The sequence below is a fragment of the Paenibacillus sp. Y412MC10 genome (assembly GCF_000024685.1).
In the GTDB taxonomy this organism is placed as follows: Bacteria; Bacillota; Bacilli; order Paenibacillales; family Paenibacillaceae; genus Paenibacillus_AQ; species Paenibacillus_AQ lautus_A.
This window is the reverse complement of sequence record NC_013406.1, coordinates 6888208-6906154: the sequence shown is the minus strand read 5'-3', so window position 1 is coordinate 6906154 and position 17947 is coordinate 6888208. Positions and strand designations below refer to the sequence as shown.

The 17947-nt window shown below is 53.0% G+C and carries 16 protein-coding genes and 1 other annotated feature; of the genes, 8 read left to right on the top strand and 8 right to left on the bottom strand.

Going from position 1 to position 17947, the window contains the following annotated elements; translation table 11 throughout:
* Window positions 1-7: 7 nt before the first annotated feature.
* The 3 genes from GYMC10_RS30535 (at window position 8) to GYMC10_RS32700 (ending at window position 2683) form a co-directional block, all read left to right on the top strand.
* Complete coding sequence (locus GYMC10_RS30535) at window positions 8-1126, top strand: ABC transporter permease (RefSeq protein WP_015737960.1); 1119 nt, start codon at window positions 8-10, stop codon at window positions 1124-1126.
* Window positions 1126-2277 (top strand): ABC transporter permease, encoded by a 1152-nt coding sequence (locus GYMC10_RS30530; protein ID WP_015737959.1) that lies wholly within the window; start codon window positions 1126-1128, stop codon window positions 2275-2277. The genes GYMC10_RS30535 and GYMC10_RS30530 overlap by 1 nt, the downstream gene beginning before the upstream one ends.
* A 232-nt stretch (window positions 2278-2509) precedes the next feature.
* Window positions 2510-2683: a hypothetical protein gene (locus GYMC10_RS32700; RefSeq protein ID WP_015737958.1), complete on the top strand. Its 174-nt coding sequence runs from the start codon at window positions 2510-2512 to the stop codon at window positions 2681-2683.
* Between the two features lie 258 nt (window positions 2684-2941).
* Here GYMC10_RS32700 and trpS read toward each other — a convergent pair whose 3' ends face one another.
* Window positions 2942-3925 (bottom strand): tryptophan--tRNA ligase, encoded by a 984-nt coding sequence (trpS, locus tag GYMC10_RS30525; RefSeq protein WP_015737957.1) that lies wholly within the window; start codon window positions 3923-3925, stop codon window positions 2942-2944.
* A 51-nt stretch (window positions 3926-3976) separates the two neighbouring features.
* Window positions 3977-4253 (bottom strand) — a binding site (T-box leader).
* A gap of 120 nt (window positions 4254-4373) precedes the next feature.
* On the opposite strand from trpS, the gene GYMC10_RS30520 reads away from it, so the two are divergent.
* Both GYMC10_RS30520 and GYMC10_RS30515 read left to right on the top strand, forming a co-directional pair.
* Window positions 4374-5345 carry a hypothetical protein gene (locus tag GYMC10_RS30520; RefSeq protein ID WP_015737956.1) on the top strand — a complete coding sequence of 324 codons (972 nt, stop codon included), beginning with the start codon at window positions 4374-4376 and terminating at the stop codon, window positions 5343-5345.
* A gap of 64 nt (window positions 5346-5409) precedes the next feature.
* On the top strand, window positions 5410-6990 hold the full coding sequence (locus GYMC10_RS30515) for a sigma-70 family RNA polymerase sigma factor (RefSeq protein WP_083775426.1): 1581 nt from the start codon (window positions 5410-5412) through the stop codon (window positions 6988-6990).
* Window positions 6991-7108: 118 nt separating this feature from the next.
* Here the strand turns inward: GYMC10_RS30515 and GYMC10_RS30510 are convergent, their stop codons facing one another.
* Window positions 7109-7873 (bottom strand): SDR family oxidoreductase, encoded by a 765-nt coding sequence (locus GYMC10_RS30510; RefSeq protein ID WP_015737954.1) that lies wholly within the window; start codon window positions 7871-7873, stop codon window positions 7109-7111.
* Window positions 7874-8064: 191 nt separating this feature from the next.
* Entirely contained in the window at window positions 8065-8895 is an 831-nt protein-coding gene (locus tag GYMC10_RS30505; RefSeq protein WP_251501016.1) for a MerR family transcriptional regulator, read from the bottom strand.
* 228 nt (window positions 8896-9123) lie between these two features.
* Between GYMC10_RS30505 and GYMC10_RS30500 the strand changes: the two genes are divergently transcribed.
* Both GYMC10_RS30500 and GYMC10_RS30495 read left to right on the top strand, forming a co-directional pair.
* A complete protein-coding gene (locus GYMC10_RS30500) occupies window positions 9124-9579 on the top strand; it encodes an SgcJ/EcaC family oxidoreductase (protein ID WP_015737952.1) in 456 nt (151 codons plus the stop codon).
* A gap of 23 nt (window positions 9580-9602) precedes the next feature.
* The gene (locus GYMC10_RS30495) at window positions 9603-10409 is read left to right on the top strand and encodes a phosphotransferase family protein (RefSeq protein ID WP_015737951.1); all 807 of its coding nucleotides are present in this window, start codon (window positions 9603-9605) and stop codon (window positions 10407-10409) included.
* A 74-nt stretch (window positions 10410-10483) separates the two neighbouring features.
* On the opposite strand, the gene GYMC10_RS30490 is transcribed toward GYMC10_RS30495, so the two are convergent.
* Window positions 10484-11089 (bottom strand): DJ-1/PfpI family protein, encoded by a 606-nt coding sequence (locus tag GYMC10_RS30490; protein WP_015737950.1) that lies wholly within the window; start codon window positions 11087-11089, stop codon window positions 10484-10486.
* A 13-nt stretch (window positions 11090-11102) separates the two neighbouring features.
* Entirely contained in the window at window positions 11103-12359 is a 1257-nt protein-coding gene (locus GYMC10_RS30485; RefSeq protein ID WP_015737949.1) for an MFS transporter, read from the bottom strand.
* Window positions 12360-12489: 130 nt separating this feature from the next.
* On the opposite strand from GYMC10_RS30485, the gene GYMC10_RS30480 reads away from it, so the two are divergent.
* Window positions 12490-13842 (top strand): PLP-dependent aminotransferase family protein, encoded by a 1353-nt coding sequence (locus GYMC10_RS30480; protein WP_015737948.1) that lies wholly within the window; start codon window positions 12490-12492, stop codon window positions 13840-13842.
* Between the two features lie 132 nt (window positions 13843-13974).
* Here GYMC10_RS30480 and GYMC10_RS30475 read toward each other — a convergent pair whose 3' ends face one another.
* The 3 genes from GYMC10_RS30475 to GYMC10_RS30465 are packed head-to-tail and all read right to left on the bottom strand — an operon-like array spanning window position 13975 to window position 17748.
* Window positions 13975-15069, bottom strand: a complete 1095-nt coding sequence (locus GYMC10_RS30475; protein ID WP_015737947.1) for a DUF418 domain-containing protein — start codon at window positions 15067-15069, stop codon at window positions 13975-13977.
* A 2-nt stretch (window positions 15070-15071) separates the two neighbouring features.
* The gene (locus GYMC10_RS30470) at window positions 15072-17003 is read right to left on the bottom strand and encodes an FtsX-like permease family protein (RefSeq protein WP_015737946.1); all 1932 of its coding nucleotides are present in this window, start codon (window positions 17001-17003) and stop codon (window positions 15072-15074) included.
* The gene (locus tag GYMC10_RS30465; RefSeq protein WP_015737945.1) at window positions 16978-17748 is read right to left on the bottom strand and encodes an ABC transporter ATP-binding protein; all 771 of its coding nucleotides are present in this window, start codon (window positions 17746-17748) and stop codon (window positions 16978-16980) included. The genes GYMC10_RS30470 and GYMC10_RS30465 overlap by 26 nt, the downstream gene beginning before the upstream one ends.
* Window positions 17749-17947 lie beyond the last annotated feature (199 nt).

The following is a 17947-nucleotide window of genomic DNA, read 5'->3' as shown; positions in this document are numbered from 1 at the left end:
GAAGTACATGAATGTGCTGAGAATCGCGCTGAAGGAGATGAAGATCGTCCGGGAGCCGCGGATGCTGGTATTTATGCTGGCAACCCCGGTGCTGCTCATTCTGATCCTAGGGACGGCGCTTTCGAATGCTTTTAACGGCAGTACCACGATTGGAGACATTCGGGTGCTATACCATAACAATGGAGCAGAACCCGCGCTTACGGAGCAATGGCAGGCATTCATGCAGGAGGCGGAGCGCTCATCGGGCATGGCCTTTGAGCAGATCGAGGAAGGCATGGACGGAGGGCGGGAAGTGAGAAACAACCGGTACACCGGTTACGTGGAAATAGACGGCCAAGGCATCCGATATGAGGGGAACAGCCGCAGCAGTATGGAGAACGGGATTGTGCAGGGGATGCTGTCCGCATTTACCGACCGGTACCGGCTGTCAGCCGAAGCCGCGAAGATCGATCCGGAATATCAGAGCAAGCCGATTGTTGATGATGGAGGGAGCTATGTGCTGGAATCTTCCATTCAGGGAGCGAGGCAGCCGGGTTCGCTTGATTATTTTTCGATTGCGGTCACCACGATGATCATCCTGTACAGCGCCTTGACGGCAGGCGGACTCATCGATAGTGAGCGAAAGCGAAACACCGCACAGCGCCTATTGGCTTCACCGGTGACGAAAGCCGAGATTTTTGCCGGAAAAATAACGGGCACGCTCGCAATCAATGCCGTATTTGTCATCATCGTCGTGCTGATCAGCAAATATATGTTCAATGCCTACTGGGGGGAGAACCCCGTCATGGTATTCCTGGTGTTGTTCACCGAGATCCTGTTTGCGCTCAGCCTTGGGCTCGGTATCAGTTACGTGCTGAAGGGCAATGCAGCCGGAGCTGTCATCATGGTCATTATTCAACTGGCTGCGTTCTTTGGCGGAGGATATACGCCGGTTGCAAGCACAACGGGATTCATGAGGGAGGCCGCAACGTATTCTCCCTTGCATTGGTCCAATGAAGCTCTGCTGCAGCTCATTTATTCAGGCAGTGGGTCGGCAGCCATGCAGGCGATGATGCTGAATATCGGTTTTTCCATCCTGCTGCTGGCGGTAGCCATGATTTCGATGCGAAGAAGGGAGGGGCTGTAATGTCGAAGGATATGCTCTGGCTCATTCGAAAAACGATATTGACCTCGTTGAAGGATTATAAAAATCTGCTGCTCGTTATTGCGCTTCCCATTGTCGGCATTCTGCTATCCACCTTAATCTACAAGGGCTCCGGCGATACCTCCGTTACCCTTGGCATCGTGAATCACGATATTGAACAGAAGGTCACGCAAGATACGATCGATTTTGTTGCTCAATTGGAGCATACCGAGGCATCGGTCATTAGGGAATCGGAAGCGGATGACTTGGTTGTGTCGGGTGAGCTGGATGCGGTGCTGATCTTCCCCGAAGGGTTTGCGAAAGGCGTAATTCAGGGGACACCCGAGCCGGTCCGGATCGAGTCGATTAAGGGCGCTCAGGTTACGGGGTATGTCAAATCGTATCTGAACGCGTACGTCCAGAATATTTCATCCATGGGGGTTATAGCGGGTGGCGACGCCGCCGCGTTTAACGAATTATACAGCGGTTACCGCAGTTCTACGTTTCAATTGTCCACGACTATGGTTGCGGATCAATCGGCCAATCATGATATGACCAACCGGACGATTGGTTACTTGGTTGTGTTCATGCTATTCTCCGCCGTGAATCTATCGGCATTGACGATCCGGGATCGCGAGAACCGTACGTACTATAGACTCTTATCGTCGCCTATTACGGCCCGCAGTTACGTCTTCTCGAATGCCATCGTGAACATCATTCTGATGATGATCCAGATTGCGGCCACCTTGTTCGTCATGACCCGGTTCTTTCATATCGAGCCAGGCATTCCATTATGGCAGATGTTTCTGATTCTGTCGCTGTTCGCTCTGGTCGCGGTTAGTTTATCGCAGGTCATTGTCGCGTTCTCGGACAGCACCATGATGGCTAACGGAATCCAGACGATGGTGATCATGCCGACATCGCTGCTGGCGGGGTGTGTATTCCCGCTCTCCGTGATGCCCGAAGCGATTCAGCGAATCGCCGATTTCCTGCCGCAGTATTGGCTGCTCGATACGTTCGGCAAGCTTCAGCAGGGAAGCGGCCTGACCGACGTGATTCTGAACGTGGCGATTCTGCTGGCTTTTGCCTTGGCCTTATCGCTGATTGCAACCTACAAGTTCGCAAGAAATAGAGATACGCAGAGCTATATTTAAATTTAATGGCAGGGTCTCCTTGTACTGCACATAGGATGGCCGGCTATAAGCGATCAGGGGCTTGCTTGAACAGCAAGGCTCCTTTTTTTTCATTAGTCTAAAACCCGTTCTTCCGGCGAAAAATCTATTGGAAAAAATGAACAAAGCTATTTCATCTGGAGTTACTCCATGGTTTACAATGAGTTCAAGATACAGGATCTGGTTGAAACGTTGAACGATCGGGGGATGGTAAATGTTAGGTAAAGCGCGAAGTGCCTTGCGGCAAGCCTTTCGCTTCACTGCTACCGGACTGACTCTAGGGGAGAAATGGCGTCTGGCTCTTCCTGGTCCGATCCTGTCAGTCGGGGGAGTGCTCATCCACAATGTGTTCTTGAAGTATTACACGGATATCATCGGCCTCATATGACCTGGTGGTCGATACCGAGCGTTCCAATTACGGTTAAGATAGGGAGATGATGTCAAGGGGCGACAGCGACATGGCAGGCATCTCAATAAACAAGTCGGGAATCAGAAGAACCATGGGTTATAGTGAGGCAGGACAGACTAAAGCGGTGTAGACGCTTATGTACAACATAAAAAGGCCAGCCGACAAAAATAAGCAGGGCGTCCCTTGTTCTGATTCCCGATAAGGATCAGTAATTAAGGGGACGCCCTCTCGGTTCTTTCAGAACGTGACCAATCCCATCGCTTTCTTGGCGGCAAGGAGTGTCGGGACTGCGGTTTCGGAAGCCCGCTGCGCTCCGTCCATCAAAATGCGATCAAGCTCGGAGGAATTCACGATTTCATGGAACCTCTCCTGGATCGGTTGAAGTTTCTCGATGACCACTTCGGCTAATTCCTTCTTGAACGTACCGTATCCTTGGCCTTCATACCGTTTCTCGATGACGGAGATGGCTTCCTCGGAGAATACGGAATATATTTCAATCAGATTGCTGACCGCCGGCTTCTGCTCCCAGTCGTGCCGGACCTGGCCATCGGAGTCGGTAACGGCCCTGGAGAACTTCTTGCGGATATCCTCCGGCGTATCCATCATGTGGACGCAGCTGTTCTTATTCGGGTTGCTTTTGCTCATCTTCTTGGACGGATCGTCAAGCCCCATGACGCGGGAGCCAATATCCTGAATGATCGGCTCAGGCACCGCAAACGTGCGGCCATACCGGTTGTTGAAGCGCTCGGCCACATCGCGGGTCAGTTCCAGATGCTGCTTCTGGTCGTCGCCGACAGGCACGTGCGTTGCCTGGTAGAGCAGCACATCGGCAGCCATCAGGACCGGATACGTAAACAACGCGGAGCTTACGGTATCCTTTCCGTCCGATTTCTCCTTGAATTGGGTCATGCGTTTTAATTCACCAAAATGCGCCTGCGTCTCCAGCAACCACCCGAGCTCTACATGCGCGGGGACCTGCGATTGCAGAAAGATCGTCGCTTTATCGGGGTCAATGCCCGACGCAATGTACAGCGCGGCAATGTCGCGCGTGCGCTGGTGCAGCTCCATGGGATCCTGATAGACCGTGATCGCATGCAGATCCGGCACGAAGAAATAGGACTCATACTCATGCTGCAGCTTCACATATTGACGGAGGGCACCTCCATATCCGCCAATATTCAAATCTCCGCTCGGCTTGATGCCTGACAATAATCGTTGCATAATAACCACCTCCTAATTTGTTTGCGAACAACACAAAAACACCTCATCCCTGTATGGGACGAAGTGTAACTTTCGCGGTACCACCCAAATTCGACTGTACGGTCGCTCTTTAGCATGACGCGGAAATGGGGAAACGCACCATTTTCCCTGCCATATCTCCCAAAGTAACGGTGGAGAGCCGTCAAGGCCTACTGCTCCGGCAGAGATCGGAGGTTCGGGTTGAAGCGAGAAGATCCATTCACTTATTCCGGAGTACCGGGCCTCGCACCAATCGCCGGTTCGCTTGGACCTCAAGAGATAAGCTACTATTTCTTCTCATAGCCGTGTGGTATGTTGTTCTTAAATTCATCTGTGCAGCTCTGTTCGAATGTGAATAGAGAACAAGATGATTTGATGAGTATCATCACACAGATGTTAGGTGAATGTCAAGAGGGATCGGGGGGGCAGGATGAGCGATAAGGACAGAGCGATTCTTGGGGACGGATTATCCATACTGTCGCAGTGCAGAATGCTAACAGGGGATATTTGGCAGGCTCATTACGGAGCGGCCGCGATCGCGGGTTATTTTTTTGTAAAGGCAAACCATTTGCCCGGGAAGGTCGAGGAGGCCGTTACGGCGGAGAACCAAAGGATGATCGCCAAGTATTTGCAGTCGGGAACGGTGACAGGGGAAAGCTTGAGTGTGAAAAGTGCCGAATCAAGGATTCTTGCGGCCCTTGACGATACGATTGATGGGCTGCACTGGGTCGGGCACAATGTGATCTATGCCGCAATAAGCCTGGCTGCACTCCACGAGCTTGGAGGCGGTCTACGGCATGAAGCAGCCGATATCGCGGAATTAATAGCCTCTTTCACGAAGACGATTCCGGGAAGGTCCTGGATCGGATATTCTGCTGCCGAGGTCAAACGGTTGACCCTGGATGAACTTGACGGGATATCAGAAATAACGGACGGCGATCAGCTGTCGGCCTTAATTTTAAACGAGCTGGCCTCTTATTCGGTGATCTACCGCGCAGAAGCCCATCATGACTTGATGGGGCATATGCTGACGTACTCGCATGCCTTAAACATCTTGTACGATCTTGGCCATCATGATTATTTCCACAGAGGCTTGCCGGGTCTGCTCAAAATCGTGAAGGTGCTCCGTGCCAGCAGTCAGCTGGATCCTGCAGAGCCGATCCGAATCGTGTCTCCGGTGGATCGGCTGCCACTCGTGGGGACTCCAAGATCGGCTTGGCTGCCGCACCAGCCGGAGTACTGGGCGGGTATCGACGGGGCTGTCATCGATTGGGACTTCGGCCATCTGTTCAAATTTCCGTTCAGTTTCTACCATCATTGGAACCGTGTTTCGGAGGCCCCGGCGAAGGCTATGGAGAATTTTCGATATATCATCCATCCGGTGCAGACGATCATTTCCTGAAGAGAGGTAACTTTTTTCATTTAGATCGGCACTTAAGGGATAGAGACACCGAGAGGGAGGTGAAGTGAGCGTGATCCAGTGGATTGAGGAAGCCCGGAGGGGCAGTGCCGAAGCTCAGGAAAGCTTGGTCCGGCATTTTACCGGCATGGCGCTGGCCGTGGCCTACGATAAGCTGCAGGATTCCCATTTGGCGGAGGACGCCGTGCAGGAGGCCTTTACGGAGGCCTTTGCGAATCTGCATAAGCTGCAGGATCCCCGGCGTTTCCCCGGATGGTTCAAAGTGATCGTGGAACGGCAGTGTTACAGAGACTTGCGCCGCAAGCAATTGCAGACGTTTCCGCTGCATGAGATAGAATTGCCGATGGGAGATCAGCGAAGCTTGGAGTCGGTCGTGGAAAAGAGAGAGCTGATCGGTCAGCTGCATGCCACGATCGCGGACTTGCCATCGGGCATGAGGATTGCGGTCCAGCTCTATTATTTTCAAGGCTACAACCTGCGTGAGATCTCGCAATATTTGGACATTTCTTTGCCGGCTTTGAAGAAGCGACTTTTTGATGCCCGGCGGAAGCTGAAGAACACGCTGCACGTAGCCGACTTTGTATCGGTGTTCACCGATCTGTATGAGGGAGGAAAACGCATGCTGCATATCGTTAACGGGGATTCGGTAGGGGATAAGCTGAAGCAAGGGAACATTCAAGGAGATATCCTGGTGTGGAGGGAGCTTTATTCGTTTGGTCCGGTTTATACGAAGATGGACGAGCCGGATCATCGGAGAACAAGAGCTCAGTATTTGGAGCAAACGCTGGGGATTCCACAGAAGGAATATATCGGGACCTGCGAGTCGCAGGAGAGGAAGCTCCAGGATTTTCGGAAATATGACGAAGTTGTGCTCTGGTTTGAGCATGACCTGTTTGACCAGACCATGCTGGCCTACTTGCTGCATTGGTTTAAGGAACAGTCACTGGGGAATACGAGGCTGAGTCTGCTGTGCATTGGCGCATACCCGGGCATCGAGCTTTTTCGCGGGCTGGGGCAGCTTAGCACAGAGCAGCTCGAGACTTTATCGGGCACATGGCATGCGATTGGAGACGAAGAGCTTATGCTGGGCAGCATGTTGTGGGAAGCCTATGCCTCGGACCTGCCGGAGAAACATCAGCGTATGCTGGAAATGGATTCCTCGGCACTGCCTTTTGCGAGGGATGCGTTCGAGGCCCATCTGGCACGGCTGCCCTCTGTGAGCCATGGCCTCGGGATCATCGAGCAGACGACGTTAGAAGCTGTAGCGGGCGGAATTCATACGCCTTATGAGTTATTCCGCACAGTAGGTGACCGGCTTCATACACTCGGAATGGGAGACCTGGAATTCTGGTATTACCTGGCGAAGATGATTGAGGGGCCGGATTCCTTGCTGGTTATCGATGGTACAGCACTGTTTCCTGACTTCAAACTGGCTGTACCCCATTTTCAAGAGCGGGTGCTGCAAGTGACGAGTTTGGGGCATGAGGTGCTGGCCGGTAAGACCGACTATGCCTGCGCCGCAACGATCGATAAATGGGTAGGAGGCTTGCAGGTAAGGGGGAAGGATCCGTTATGGCGCTGGAACCCGGAGCGGAAGTCGGTTGTGCGGATAGCTGAAGCCGATTAACCGAAGACATAGGAAAGAGCGATATTGAGCAGAGTGACGAATCTGATTAACAGTAGAATACAGCAAAAGAGCTATCCTTTCTGGCGTTAATGCCAAGCAAGGATAGCTCTTTTCATAGTTACAGATGAGAGCCGCCGGTTGCATCGACCATCTGTCCCGTGACCCAGCGCCCGTCAATTGATGACAGAAACGCTACGACGTCCGCAATATCCGACGGCTGACCGATTCGGCCAAGCGCGGACATCTCTGCGGCATGCTGCTGCCCTTCCGGAGTATGAAGCCATGCAGCATTCACGTCCGTATCCACGATGCCCGGAAGAACCGCATTCACCGTGATCCCTCGTGGACCCAGCAGCTTGGCGAGGTGCAAGGTGAACGTATTGATGGCTCCCTTGGTGATGTTGTAAGCCATAATATGCGGATAGGCGATACGCGTCACACCGGAGGAGATGTTGACGATACGCCCGCCGTCACGCAGGAGCGGCAGAGCCTGTTGGACCAGGAAGAACGGTGCTTTTACATTAACGGCAAGCAGCTCGTCGAAGCTCTCCTCGGTCGTCTCTTCAAAGGTCTTTGAGGTTCCGATGCCTGCGTTATTCACCAGAATATCAAAATGCTGGTCCCGCGTTACACGCAGCAGCTCCTTCTTCAGCGAATGAATAAGCCCCTTGGCTCCATCTACCGATTCCAGCCCAGCACCTAAGGCGATAGCTTGCCCGCCTTGAACCTGTATGGTCTGCACAACCTCATCCGCAGCATCCCGGCGGTTTCCGTAATGAACAACGACCAGTGCCCCTTCTTCCGCCAACCGAAGCGCGATTCCTTTACCGATTCCTCGGCTTCCGCCTGTAACCAATGCAACTTTGTTTTCCAATCGTTTCATGAAACTCCACTCCTCTTGTTTGATTTAAAACTACTGTACACTCTCCGGTTAGGGGGAGAGTCAAGAGGTTGATTTAGAATTTTTCGAGAGTTATTCATGAACAACAAAGACATGGCGATTACTGCTGCTACAAGTACGGATGGAGGCGATGGAGGCTGGGCAGAAGCCTGCTCCGGCAGCCTATGGATGGGTTACAACGCGTTGCCTTGTAAGGGGATAAGCAATTCCGCGGGGCGCTTCTTGCCATAGATATCTTTATCCGAGGTGAGATAGATTTCGCGGATCGGCTCCCGATCCGATTGAACGAGGCCTTGGGACGAAATCCATGCTTTGAGCTCGCTTGCAACGGGACAGCTATAGCCGTACGGATCACAACGATGTACAAGAGATGCGGCGGATTGAAGCATCGGCAGGTAGTCCACACGAACACGGCCATTAACAGGTATGTCCCTGGTTACGGGGATTGCGACTTCGATGTCGGCGATGTCGGCATTCTCGCTGCCGTGATCATGCCAAAGGATGGTTAACTGGCTAGCTTCCTCTTCTCCATAAGAGGAAGCATATTTCGTAATCTCATCAAGCAAGAGACATAGCTGGCTGCGGGGGACTTGGTCGCGAATCGATGCGGCGAGCTGGGATGGGACTTCCCGGATACGGATGAAGCCTGCCGGATCACCGGCTTCCGATGGCTCCAAGCGCGACATTCTGCTGTTCACCTCATCCAGCTGCAGCTGGAGGGTCTGCATCGCATGTCGAAGCTCCGTCATTTTATCCGCAAGTTTGTTCTTTACGGCATCGGTTCCTATATCCTCTGCAAAAAAATCCTTGAGCTGTTCCAAGGTAAACCCCTGTTCCTTGTAGGCGGCAATCCGCTTGACGGTCAGAAGCTGCTCCTCGGAATAGTAACGGTATCCGCTTTGCTCATCAACATGGGCCGGCCTTAACAGGCCCAGCTCATCATAATAACGCAATGCTTTGATGGAAATGCCGCTGACCTTGGCAAAAACGCTGATCTTCATCATACCGTTTGCTACCTCCTTTACGATTCGGTCTCTCGTGGATAACGATATCATATCCCGCTCTCCTGCCTACGTAAAGAACGCAACTCGCCGGAACTGAAGGAACAACTCGGTCCCAAGACCGAGTCTGTTTTCATCCCGGGGCGGGAATTCATTTCGGCCGGATTATCGTACAATGTGTTCAAAGAAGATTCGTGATCCCGCTTCAGAGCAAGAAAGGAGATAAGGTTGATGAACGGAACGCACGAGGATCGCCAGGCGATCCAAACGTTATTCGATTCGCTGTCCAAGGCGTGGGGAGAAGGGAATGGCCGGGCTTATGCGGAATGCTTTACGGTTGATGCGGATTACGTGACGTTTAGCGGGCAGCACTTGAAGGGCCGCCAAGAGATCGATGAGGTTCATCAGAAGCTGTGGGACGGGGTGCTCCGCGACTCCAAACTGGTAGCGGGGCCAACCCCGACGCAGCTGCGTTTCCTGACCCCGGAGCTTGCGATAGCCCAGGCTACGGGAGCGGTGCAGCTGAGATTCCATAAGAAGCCGCCCACCAGCCGCTTCTCCATTAATACCAACGTGCTGGTCAAAGTGAACGGAGAGTGGAAGATATCGGCATTTCATAACTGCCGGATTCAGAAGCCAGGCTGGATTCAGCGGATGATGATGCGTTCGAATTCAAAATCCAGCTGATTAAAGATGTGGAGGATGAGCTTTTGAAGAAGGGTGCGCTGATTGGAAAAGGCAGGAGTGCAGAGGTCTATGAATGGGGAGAGTCTCAGGCACTAAAGCTGTATTATGAAGGGTATCGCCCGGAATGGGTGACGTATGAGGCGGAGATGGGACGCATCGTTGCGGAAGCGGGGGTTCCCGCCCCTTCCGTCTTTGACATGGTGGATATTGAAGGACGTACGGGGCTGGTGTATGAACGGATTACGGGCCCTTCGATGCTGCGTCAGGTTCAATCGGCACCGTTTCAGCTAACGAAGTGCGCCCGGGATATGGCGCAGCTCCAACATGCGACGCACTGCTGCACGACCAGCCTGCTGCCGCCGCAAAAAGAAAAGCTGGAACACGCGATTCTTGATGCAAGCGGCATCCTGCAAGAAAAAGCGCAGGCCATATGCAAGGTGCTGGATTCATTTCCGGAAGGCGATTCCATCTGCCATGGCGACTTTCACCCGGACAATGTGATCGTCGCGGAGAACGGATGCCGGGCGATCGACTGGAACAATGCCCATGTGGGTAACCCGCTATGCGACGTCGCCAGGACATCGCTCATGTTCCAATCGCCGTTTAACCCGGTCGATCAGCCGGGCATCCTGGTGCTTCCGCTTCGGATGGCCCGCATGCTGTGGAATAAAGTATACCTGAACGAGTACTGCCGATTATCCCGTGCGAAGCTGGAGGATATCGACCGGTGGATGCTGCCCGTAGCGGCGGCCAGGCTGAGAGAGGATGTTCCCGGGGAAAGAGATTGGCTGCTCGGACTGATTGATGACCGGCTCCGTGCTTATGCGTAATGAAATCGTGACTCCTGCGGGGGGAGAGCGGCTTCCATAATATAGGGCAAGTTCCCCGGTCGCCGCATCCGGATTTACATGCCTGTCTTCGCATGATATACGGCGGATGAAGTTCCCGTCCGGTAATAGGGGTAGCTCATATCCGTCTGGACCCGTTCTGCTGTCGCTGCATCGGTTAGCCTTTCGAGCACATATAAGCCGAGATCAATAGACGATGACACTCCGCTGCCCGTAAAGAGACGGCCGTCCTGTACAATGCGTGCTTGAACAACTTCCTTGCAGTAGGGTGTCAACAGTTCGTAAGCCGAAGCGTTGGTGGTAGCCCGCTTGCCCTCCAGCAAGCCGGCCGCGCCCAGAAGCAGCGATCCGGTGCAGACGGATACGAGATGTTTGGCTTCCCGGGCGGTCTGGAGCCAAGTCAGCACATCGGGGTCATATCTCAGCTCCCTCGTGGTAAAGCCGCCAGGCACGAAGACCAGATCGTATTCCGAAAGATCCGGTTTGACCCGGGATACGACATACGCCAATCCGCGATCATCGGTAATTTGCGTGCTCAGCGCGCAATAATCCCAGGATATATCCGCTTCGGGACGGATGCGGGCAAGCCGGGTCATGACTTCGGTGAAGCCGATCAGGTCCAGGGCCGTCATGCCATGGAATAGAATGAAAGCCATTTTCATCAAGAACACCTGCCTATAGTGATTTTTTTAAGCTGGCGCCGCCCGGCTGGCCTGGAACGGAACGCCTTCGATTCGACGCACGATGAATCTGGTAATAGCCCGTGGCCGACAGAACGCTGAATATCAAGTTGATCCCGATCAGCGCTTGGTAGCTGTTCGTAAGGTCATACAGGAATCCGCCGGAGAAGGAGCCGAGAACGGCGCCCGCCTGATGGAAAATAAGCAGCGTTCCGGCCTGCAATCCAACGGAGCGATGGCCCATGGCCTCGCCGGCTACCAGAATACCGCCCGGAATGGCGCCTAAATAGCTGGCTCCGAAGATGAACGAGAAGAGGATCGGAGAGGCGCTGAAGTGCAGATACAGCACCATAAAGGCCACGATTCGAAATACGTACAGGAAGGACAAGGCCAAACTCCTCGACATCCGGTCCAGGAGGAAGGCAAACAGCAGTCCGCCTGTCAGCTCAAGCAAACCGAGAATACTCAGTGAGGACGTGAACATTACCGAACTGATCTGATGATGGCGATGGATGGCCATCAGGTGCATTTCAACCGTTCCCATGCTGAAGCCGCATGTGAACAAAGCGAAGATCACCAGAAGTACGGTGCGGCTGGTTACCATCTCCTTGGCGATCGGGAGGATCCGTGGCCTCCCAGCCGATGGGGGCAATTCAGCAGCGGAGGGGTCGGCTTCGTGCTCTTCGCGCTTTCGTTCTTTCATGATAAGCAAGGTGAGCGGTATGGATACAAGCGTGATCCATAAGGTGAACGTGAATGCCGTTGTCCAATCGAGCCAGTCCCGGTTGCTTACAAATAGAGGCGTCAGAATGGCCAGGCCGAGCGAGCTCGCGCTGGTCATGATCATGAGTGCCTTCGCTTTATGGCGGCTGAACCAGCTTGTGACCACGACATAACCTGTACTTGCAGCCATGCCGGAGAGGCCGGAGAGCAGCCCGAGCCCCAGGAAGAATCCCGCCGGATGACGAAACGTAAGCACGGTCAGCATGGACATCACGCCAAACAGGGCGTTCAGGAGCATCATTTTTTTGGGACCGTATCGATCGGTCAACCATCCGCCGAGCGGAGAACAGATGGCGGCAACGGCAATGTTAACGGACCAGGTGAAGCTGATAAAGGTGAGGTCGACGCTTAAATCCCTTGCCATTTCGTGCTGGTAATAAGACATGACAAACCGGCTGATGGCCGCCGCAAACCCTAGCATCCATAGAAATATGAGAATGACCCATGCATAACCCCGGTCTCTTTTCATCGCAACCCCGTCAGCCCCTCTCCCAAGTCTTTACTTCCGCTATGTCATGCAATAAGCTAATTTTAATCATGGAGTCGGAAATGAACAGGACAATTTAGAGCAACTGTATCAATACAGGGGGATAAGCGGGATGGACACGAAGCACGAACAAATTGTTGCCCATATGATCCGTGAAGTGGAGAGGGGGCATATCCGATCAGGTCATAAGCTGCCATCGGTCAGAGCCTTGGCCAAAATGTTCTCCTGCAGTCCCAATACGGTCGTTCGTGCGTATCAGACCTTGGAGCACGATGATATCATTTACCCGGTGCCCAAAAGCGGATACTATCTCGTGGAGGGGAGGGGCCGAGCCTCTGCGCGGACGGAAAGCGGGCCGATTGATTTCGCCTCAACGACGCCCCGGGGCGATTTTTTGCCGTTTCAGGAGATGGAGCACTGCCTGCGTAAGGCGATTTCCTTATACAAGGAGGAACTGTTCGGTTACACCGATCCACAGGGGATCTTTTCGTTAAGGAACGAACTGAGCAGGTATTTCCACGCGCAGCAAATGTTCGCTAAACCTGATCAGATCGCTGTGGTGACCGGGGCTCAGCAGGCCTTCTCGATCCTGACGCGCATGCCTTTCCCGGGCGAGGGACGGGCGGTCCTGGTGGAGCAGCCGACGTATTTCGGTTTCTTGGCGGCGGCGCACGTTGCAGGCTGTCCGGTGATCGGCATCCATCGGGATGAGCATGGTATCGACCTGGAGGTGCTGGAGTCTTATTTTCGCAGCGGACAGATCAAGCTGTTCTACACGGTGCCGCGATTCCTCAACCCGTTAGGCACCTCGTATTCGCTGGAGCAGAAGAGGCGTATCGCGGATCTCGCCCGGCAGTATGATGTCTATATCGTGGAGGACGATTATCTGGCGGACCTGGAGGAGGATTCGAAGGCAGACCCTTTGTACGCACTGGATCAGTCGGACCATGTCATCTATGTCAAAAGCTTCTCGAAGACGATCCTGCCAGGCATTCGAATGGGCGCCGTCCTTCTTCCGGATCGGCTGTTGGATCCGTTTATTAGGCATAAAAACGCCGCAGACATATCGTCGCCGATCCTCTCCCAAGGCGCGCTTGAACTTTATATCAAGAGCGGCATGTACAAACGCCATGCAGCCCGCATCCGGGAGCATTACCGGGAGAAGATGCGCTATGCCATCGAGGTATGTGCCCGTGTCTTCGGCAGCGGCATTCACTATACGTGCCCCTCCTCCGGCGTGTTCATCACCATCCGGCTGCCCCAGTATGTAAAGGCATCCGCACTTCAGGATCGCTTGCTGCAGAGAGGTATCTCGGTTACGAACGTGGATCAACATCTGCTGCCTGAGAATCAGGGCAATGACCGGATTCGGTTATGTATCATCGGGGTGGAGAAACCCCGAATCGAGGCGGGTATGATTGTGATCGAGGAGGAAATACGGCGTTTAGAGCGGCGGATGAGGTAGAAGGAATGGCGGATCAAGCTGGGCAGCAGCGTGGGGAGAATACTTGGAAAACCTTGCAGCACGGCTGCTTCCGAAATTAAGGATTATCATCGATTCCGTCATCGGGCAAAGACAAACCAAAAAACAGGGGACCTATAGGTCTCCTGTTTGTTTGCGAATCGGCACGAGGGTCCAATAGGTACCGCATCGCCACAACCATTCCAAAGGTCCATATTGGAACCAACGCATCCACACTTGGCTGGCTATGATCTGAAATATCACAATCCCCAGGGAAACGAGCGAGGACACGGCATAAGTCGTCGGTGTGGTGTTCAGCATGAAGCGCTGAATGCCTACCAGAAAGACGGTTTGCCCAATGTAGTTGGTAAGCGCCATGCGCCCGTATGCCTGTAACGGATACAGCATCTTCGCACCTACGCGGGTACGTCCAAGCATTAAGAGAGAGCTTAGATAAAATACGGATACGAGAGGGCCTGTCGCCACCCCGATATGTGCCAGAGTGAAGGCGGCTTCCATGGTTGGCGACGGCGACTCGCCTGCTACCTCGAACAGAAACGATGGCATCGGCTCGGAAGGCGCTACCCACCACATGATACCGATGGCCAAAATCGTTCCTAACAGAGACGGTATCCAAATCATGCGCAACGAGCGTAATCTTAATCTTAATCCCTTGTTGATCGCATCAAGTAATCGATATTGGCCAGCAGCTAGACCTAATACGATCAGGAAAGGGATGGTGAGGAGTTTGACGCCCGTAACGGCCGCCAGAACAAACCCCGCCAATCCGATGAGAAGGTTAACCCTCCGCGGAGCCCAGTAGAGAGGAACCGTAAGCAGGCCAACAACCGCATAATAGAATAATGCTTCCCCCGATTGATACTGCTGATGGATGAAGCCGATCAGCACCAGAATCGCTAACCGGCGAATATACAGCCGAAGTCTTGGCTTTCCGCCCATTGTAGCGCTTCGTGATAGAAACATGTAGAATCCAAGTCCGAACAGAAACGTGAAGATGGTATAAAATCGGGCTTCCACAAAAAAGTTAAGTCCTCGCTGGAGCCAATAATCAGCTGCCGTTTCGGGTGTGTCGATGAGCCAGAGTCCCAACACGTTGACAAACGGCAGTCCAAGGAGGGCAAACCCCCTGAATTGGTCCAAAAAGTGCAAGCGTGTCTTTTCAAGGGCAGGGCGATACCGAGTCGCAGCGTCGTGTTGTCCTGCATGCATGATCACACCATCATCCTGTTCACGGATTTAATATAACGGGCTCTGGCGATCAGGAAATATATCATTTGGGCGGCTAAGAATGCCGATGATGCTGCCATTACAGGTCCGTTTACATTCGGGACATCCAGGTAGCCTAGAATCGGGTCGAGCACGACCAAGGACTGCAGGGCTGCAACAAGGATGGGAATAAAGAATAGCACGGCAATCTGTATGGTTGCGGAGATGTTCATCTCTCGCGCGCTGAGTCCGATCTTGGACAGGGAACGGTACATCGCCTGATCGGCCGAAAGCTCTGTATGCAGTTTGAAATACAGGAAGCTTGCGGTTGAGATCGAGAAGATCAGGGCGACAAACACCCCGATAAAGCTGAATAACGAAAATCCCTGTTTATTGACGTAATAGTTCTCCGCCCTGGATTCTATATAACCTTCTCTGATTGCACTTCCGTTCCACTCCGACAGCTCAAGGCCGAGCTTGGTTTCGGGATCATCCTTCTCGGGGAGTCCTTGGGAATCGGGAAGAATAAACGGATACGTATGATTCACACTGATTTTATTTGCTTTGTTCCCGCCCTTCAGCTCTTCAAACATGGTGTCCGTAACGACCAGCAACCTGCCGCTATATACCAGAGCCGCAATCCGGTCTGTGCGGTTTTCCAAGATGAAGGAGTAGGGTTGGCCGGATAGTTCGATATCTGCTTCCGTTAGCTTCCCTTTACTCTTCCTCGCTGCATTCGGGGTTTCCGTCAATAAGGCTTCATTCTCGCCGAGTGTCCCGGCCGGCTTGGTATTCAACATAGCAGCCAAACGGTCGTATTGGGATTGCGGCATGATGTGTAAGGAGTCCTCCCCATTCGCTGACAAGCGATAGTAGATGGTTCCGACCTCCGCCCGTTTATACTCCAGCCCTTCTATTTGCAGACGATTTTCAATCAGGGCCAATTCGTCCTGCACCTTAGTCTCGTCGTCATTGTTATAGTAGCTGTAGCTAAGCGCGTACGGGTTATCCAAATATACCGATTTGATCGATTGCTGCATGGCCAGTACGAATCCGGTGCTCATGGAAGCCAGCGCTACCACAACCGTGACCAGAAACAGCATGCGGGCATTATCCTTAATCTTGTAACTCATTTCGGAAATCCACAGCAGGTTTGTTCCTTTCCAGGTGGTCCTGCGATTTCGCTGCAGCATGCGGACAATCCACACGGATAGCTGGGAGTAGAAGAAATACGTGCCCATAATTCCGGTTGCCGCAGCGATTATCAATCCCGCAGGGTCTAACGCTTTGACACGAAGGACGGTAAAGCCGATGGTAAGCAGCACCACGCCCAAGAGGGCCAGGAACAGATTGGCTTTCGGTTCGGTTTTCGGTTTGCTGGTGCCTTTGAGAAGCTCCAGAACTTGATTCTTCCGGATAAATAACAAGGTAAAGAGCGAAATGACGAGAAACAGCGCAGCGAACGCACCTGCGGTCAGCAGCATCGCTTTGACCGGCCAATAGAATGGCAGCTCGTCCATATCGATCACCTTGGTGCTGATGAGCAGGAACACCTTGGATAACAGCATTCCGCTGGCGATGCCCGTTACGATGGCAATGGCGCCAATCAGAATGTTCTCCAGGAAAATCAGCCAATTGATCTGTTTGGCTTCCGCTCCCAGAATCGTCAGAATGCCGAATTCCCGATTTCTCGACTTCAGGAATACGCTGATCGAATACAGAACGAACAAGAAGGCAAACACATAGACGATCACCGTGGCAATCGTCATTCCCGTACGCGTCATCGCGCCCATGGGCGAATTCTCGATGGCCGGATGGTAGATGAATACCGCGTACGTAAAGAAAATCATGACCATGAATGAGCTGCTCAGCAGGTAAGCGAAGTATTGGCGAGCATTCCGCCGGACGTTATTAAACGCGAATTGAGGAAAGCTCACTTGTATTCCCTCCCCAGAACGATAGCGTATCGATGATTTTTTGGAAAAAGGCCTGCCGGTTCTCTCCGCGGTGAATCTCGGCGGCAAGCTTGCCGTCTTTAATAAAAACGATGCGGTTGCAATAGCTTGCGGCCAGGGGATCATGCGTAACCAGCATTAAAGTGGTACGATCCCGCTCATTGATCTCGGCGAGCGACTCCATCACGATCCGAGAGGAGTTGGAATCGAGCGCTCCCGTAGGCTCATCCGCAAGCAGTAACAGGGGCGAGCCGATGATCGCCCGGGCAATCGCGGTGCGTTGCCTTTGGCCCCCCGAAATTTCGTACACGCGTTTATTCAGAATTTCCCGGATGCCAAGCCGCGAAGCGGTTTGCTGCAGCAGCGATTCCATGTCCTTTAGTGGACGGCGGTCCAGCGTAAGCGGGAGCACGATATTCTCGGCAACCGTTAGCGTGTCGAGCAGATTGAAATCCTGGAACACAAAGCCGAGCTGTCTGCGGCGGAAATGGGCAAGCTCGCTTTTTTTCATGGCGTAAGGATTGCTTCCCCCGATCTTGACCTCGCCCGAGCTGGGGCGATCGATGGTGGATACCATGTTCAGCAGGGTGGTTTTGCCGCTGCCGGATGGCCCCATGATGCCGACGAATTCTCCTTCTTTGATGGTGAGATGAATATCGGTAAGAGCTTGTGTCGCCACTTTGCCCGCATATACTTTGTTTAAAGCCTTTACTTCAAGAATATCCATAAATCCATAGGCTCCTTTCTATAACCTTGTTATTGTGCGAGTTCAAAAAGTCGGATTTTCAGCACCGAGAAGGTTGGATGAAACTAGGGAGTGAGGAGCGGAGCGTACGTTTTGGGTACGTGAGCACCGGAAGGCCCGGCTGAATTCAAGATTCGATGCCGAGTTACTTCTTGACTCCCTTCGTGTTAGATATAGAATT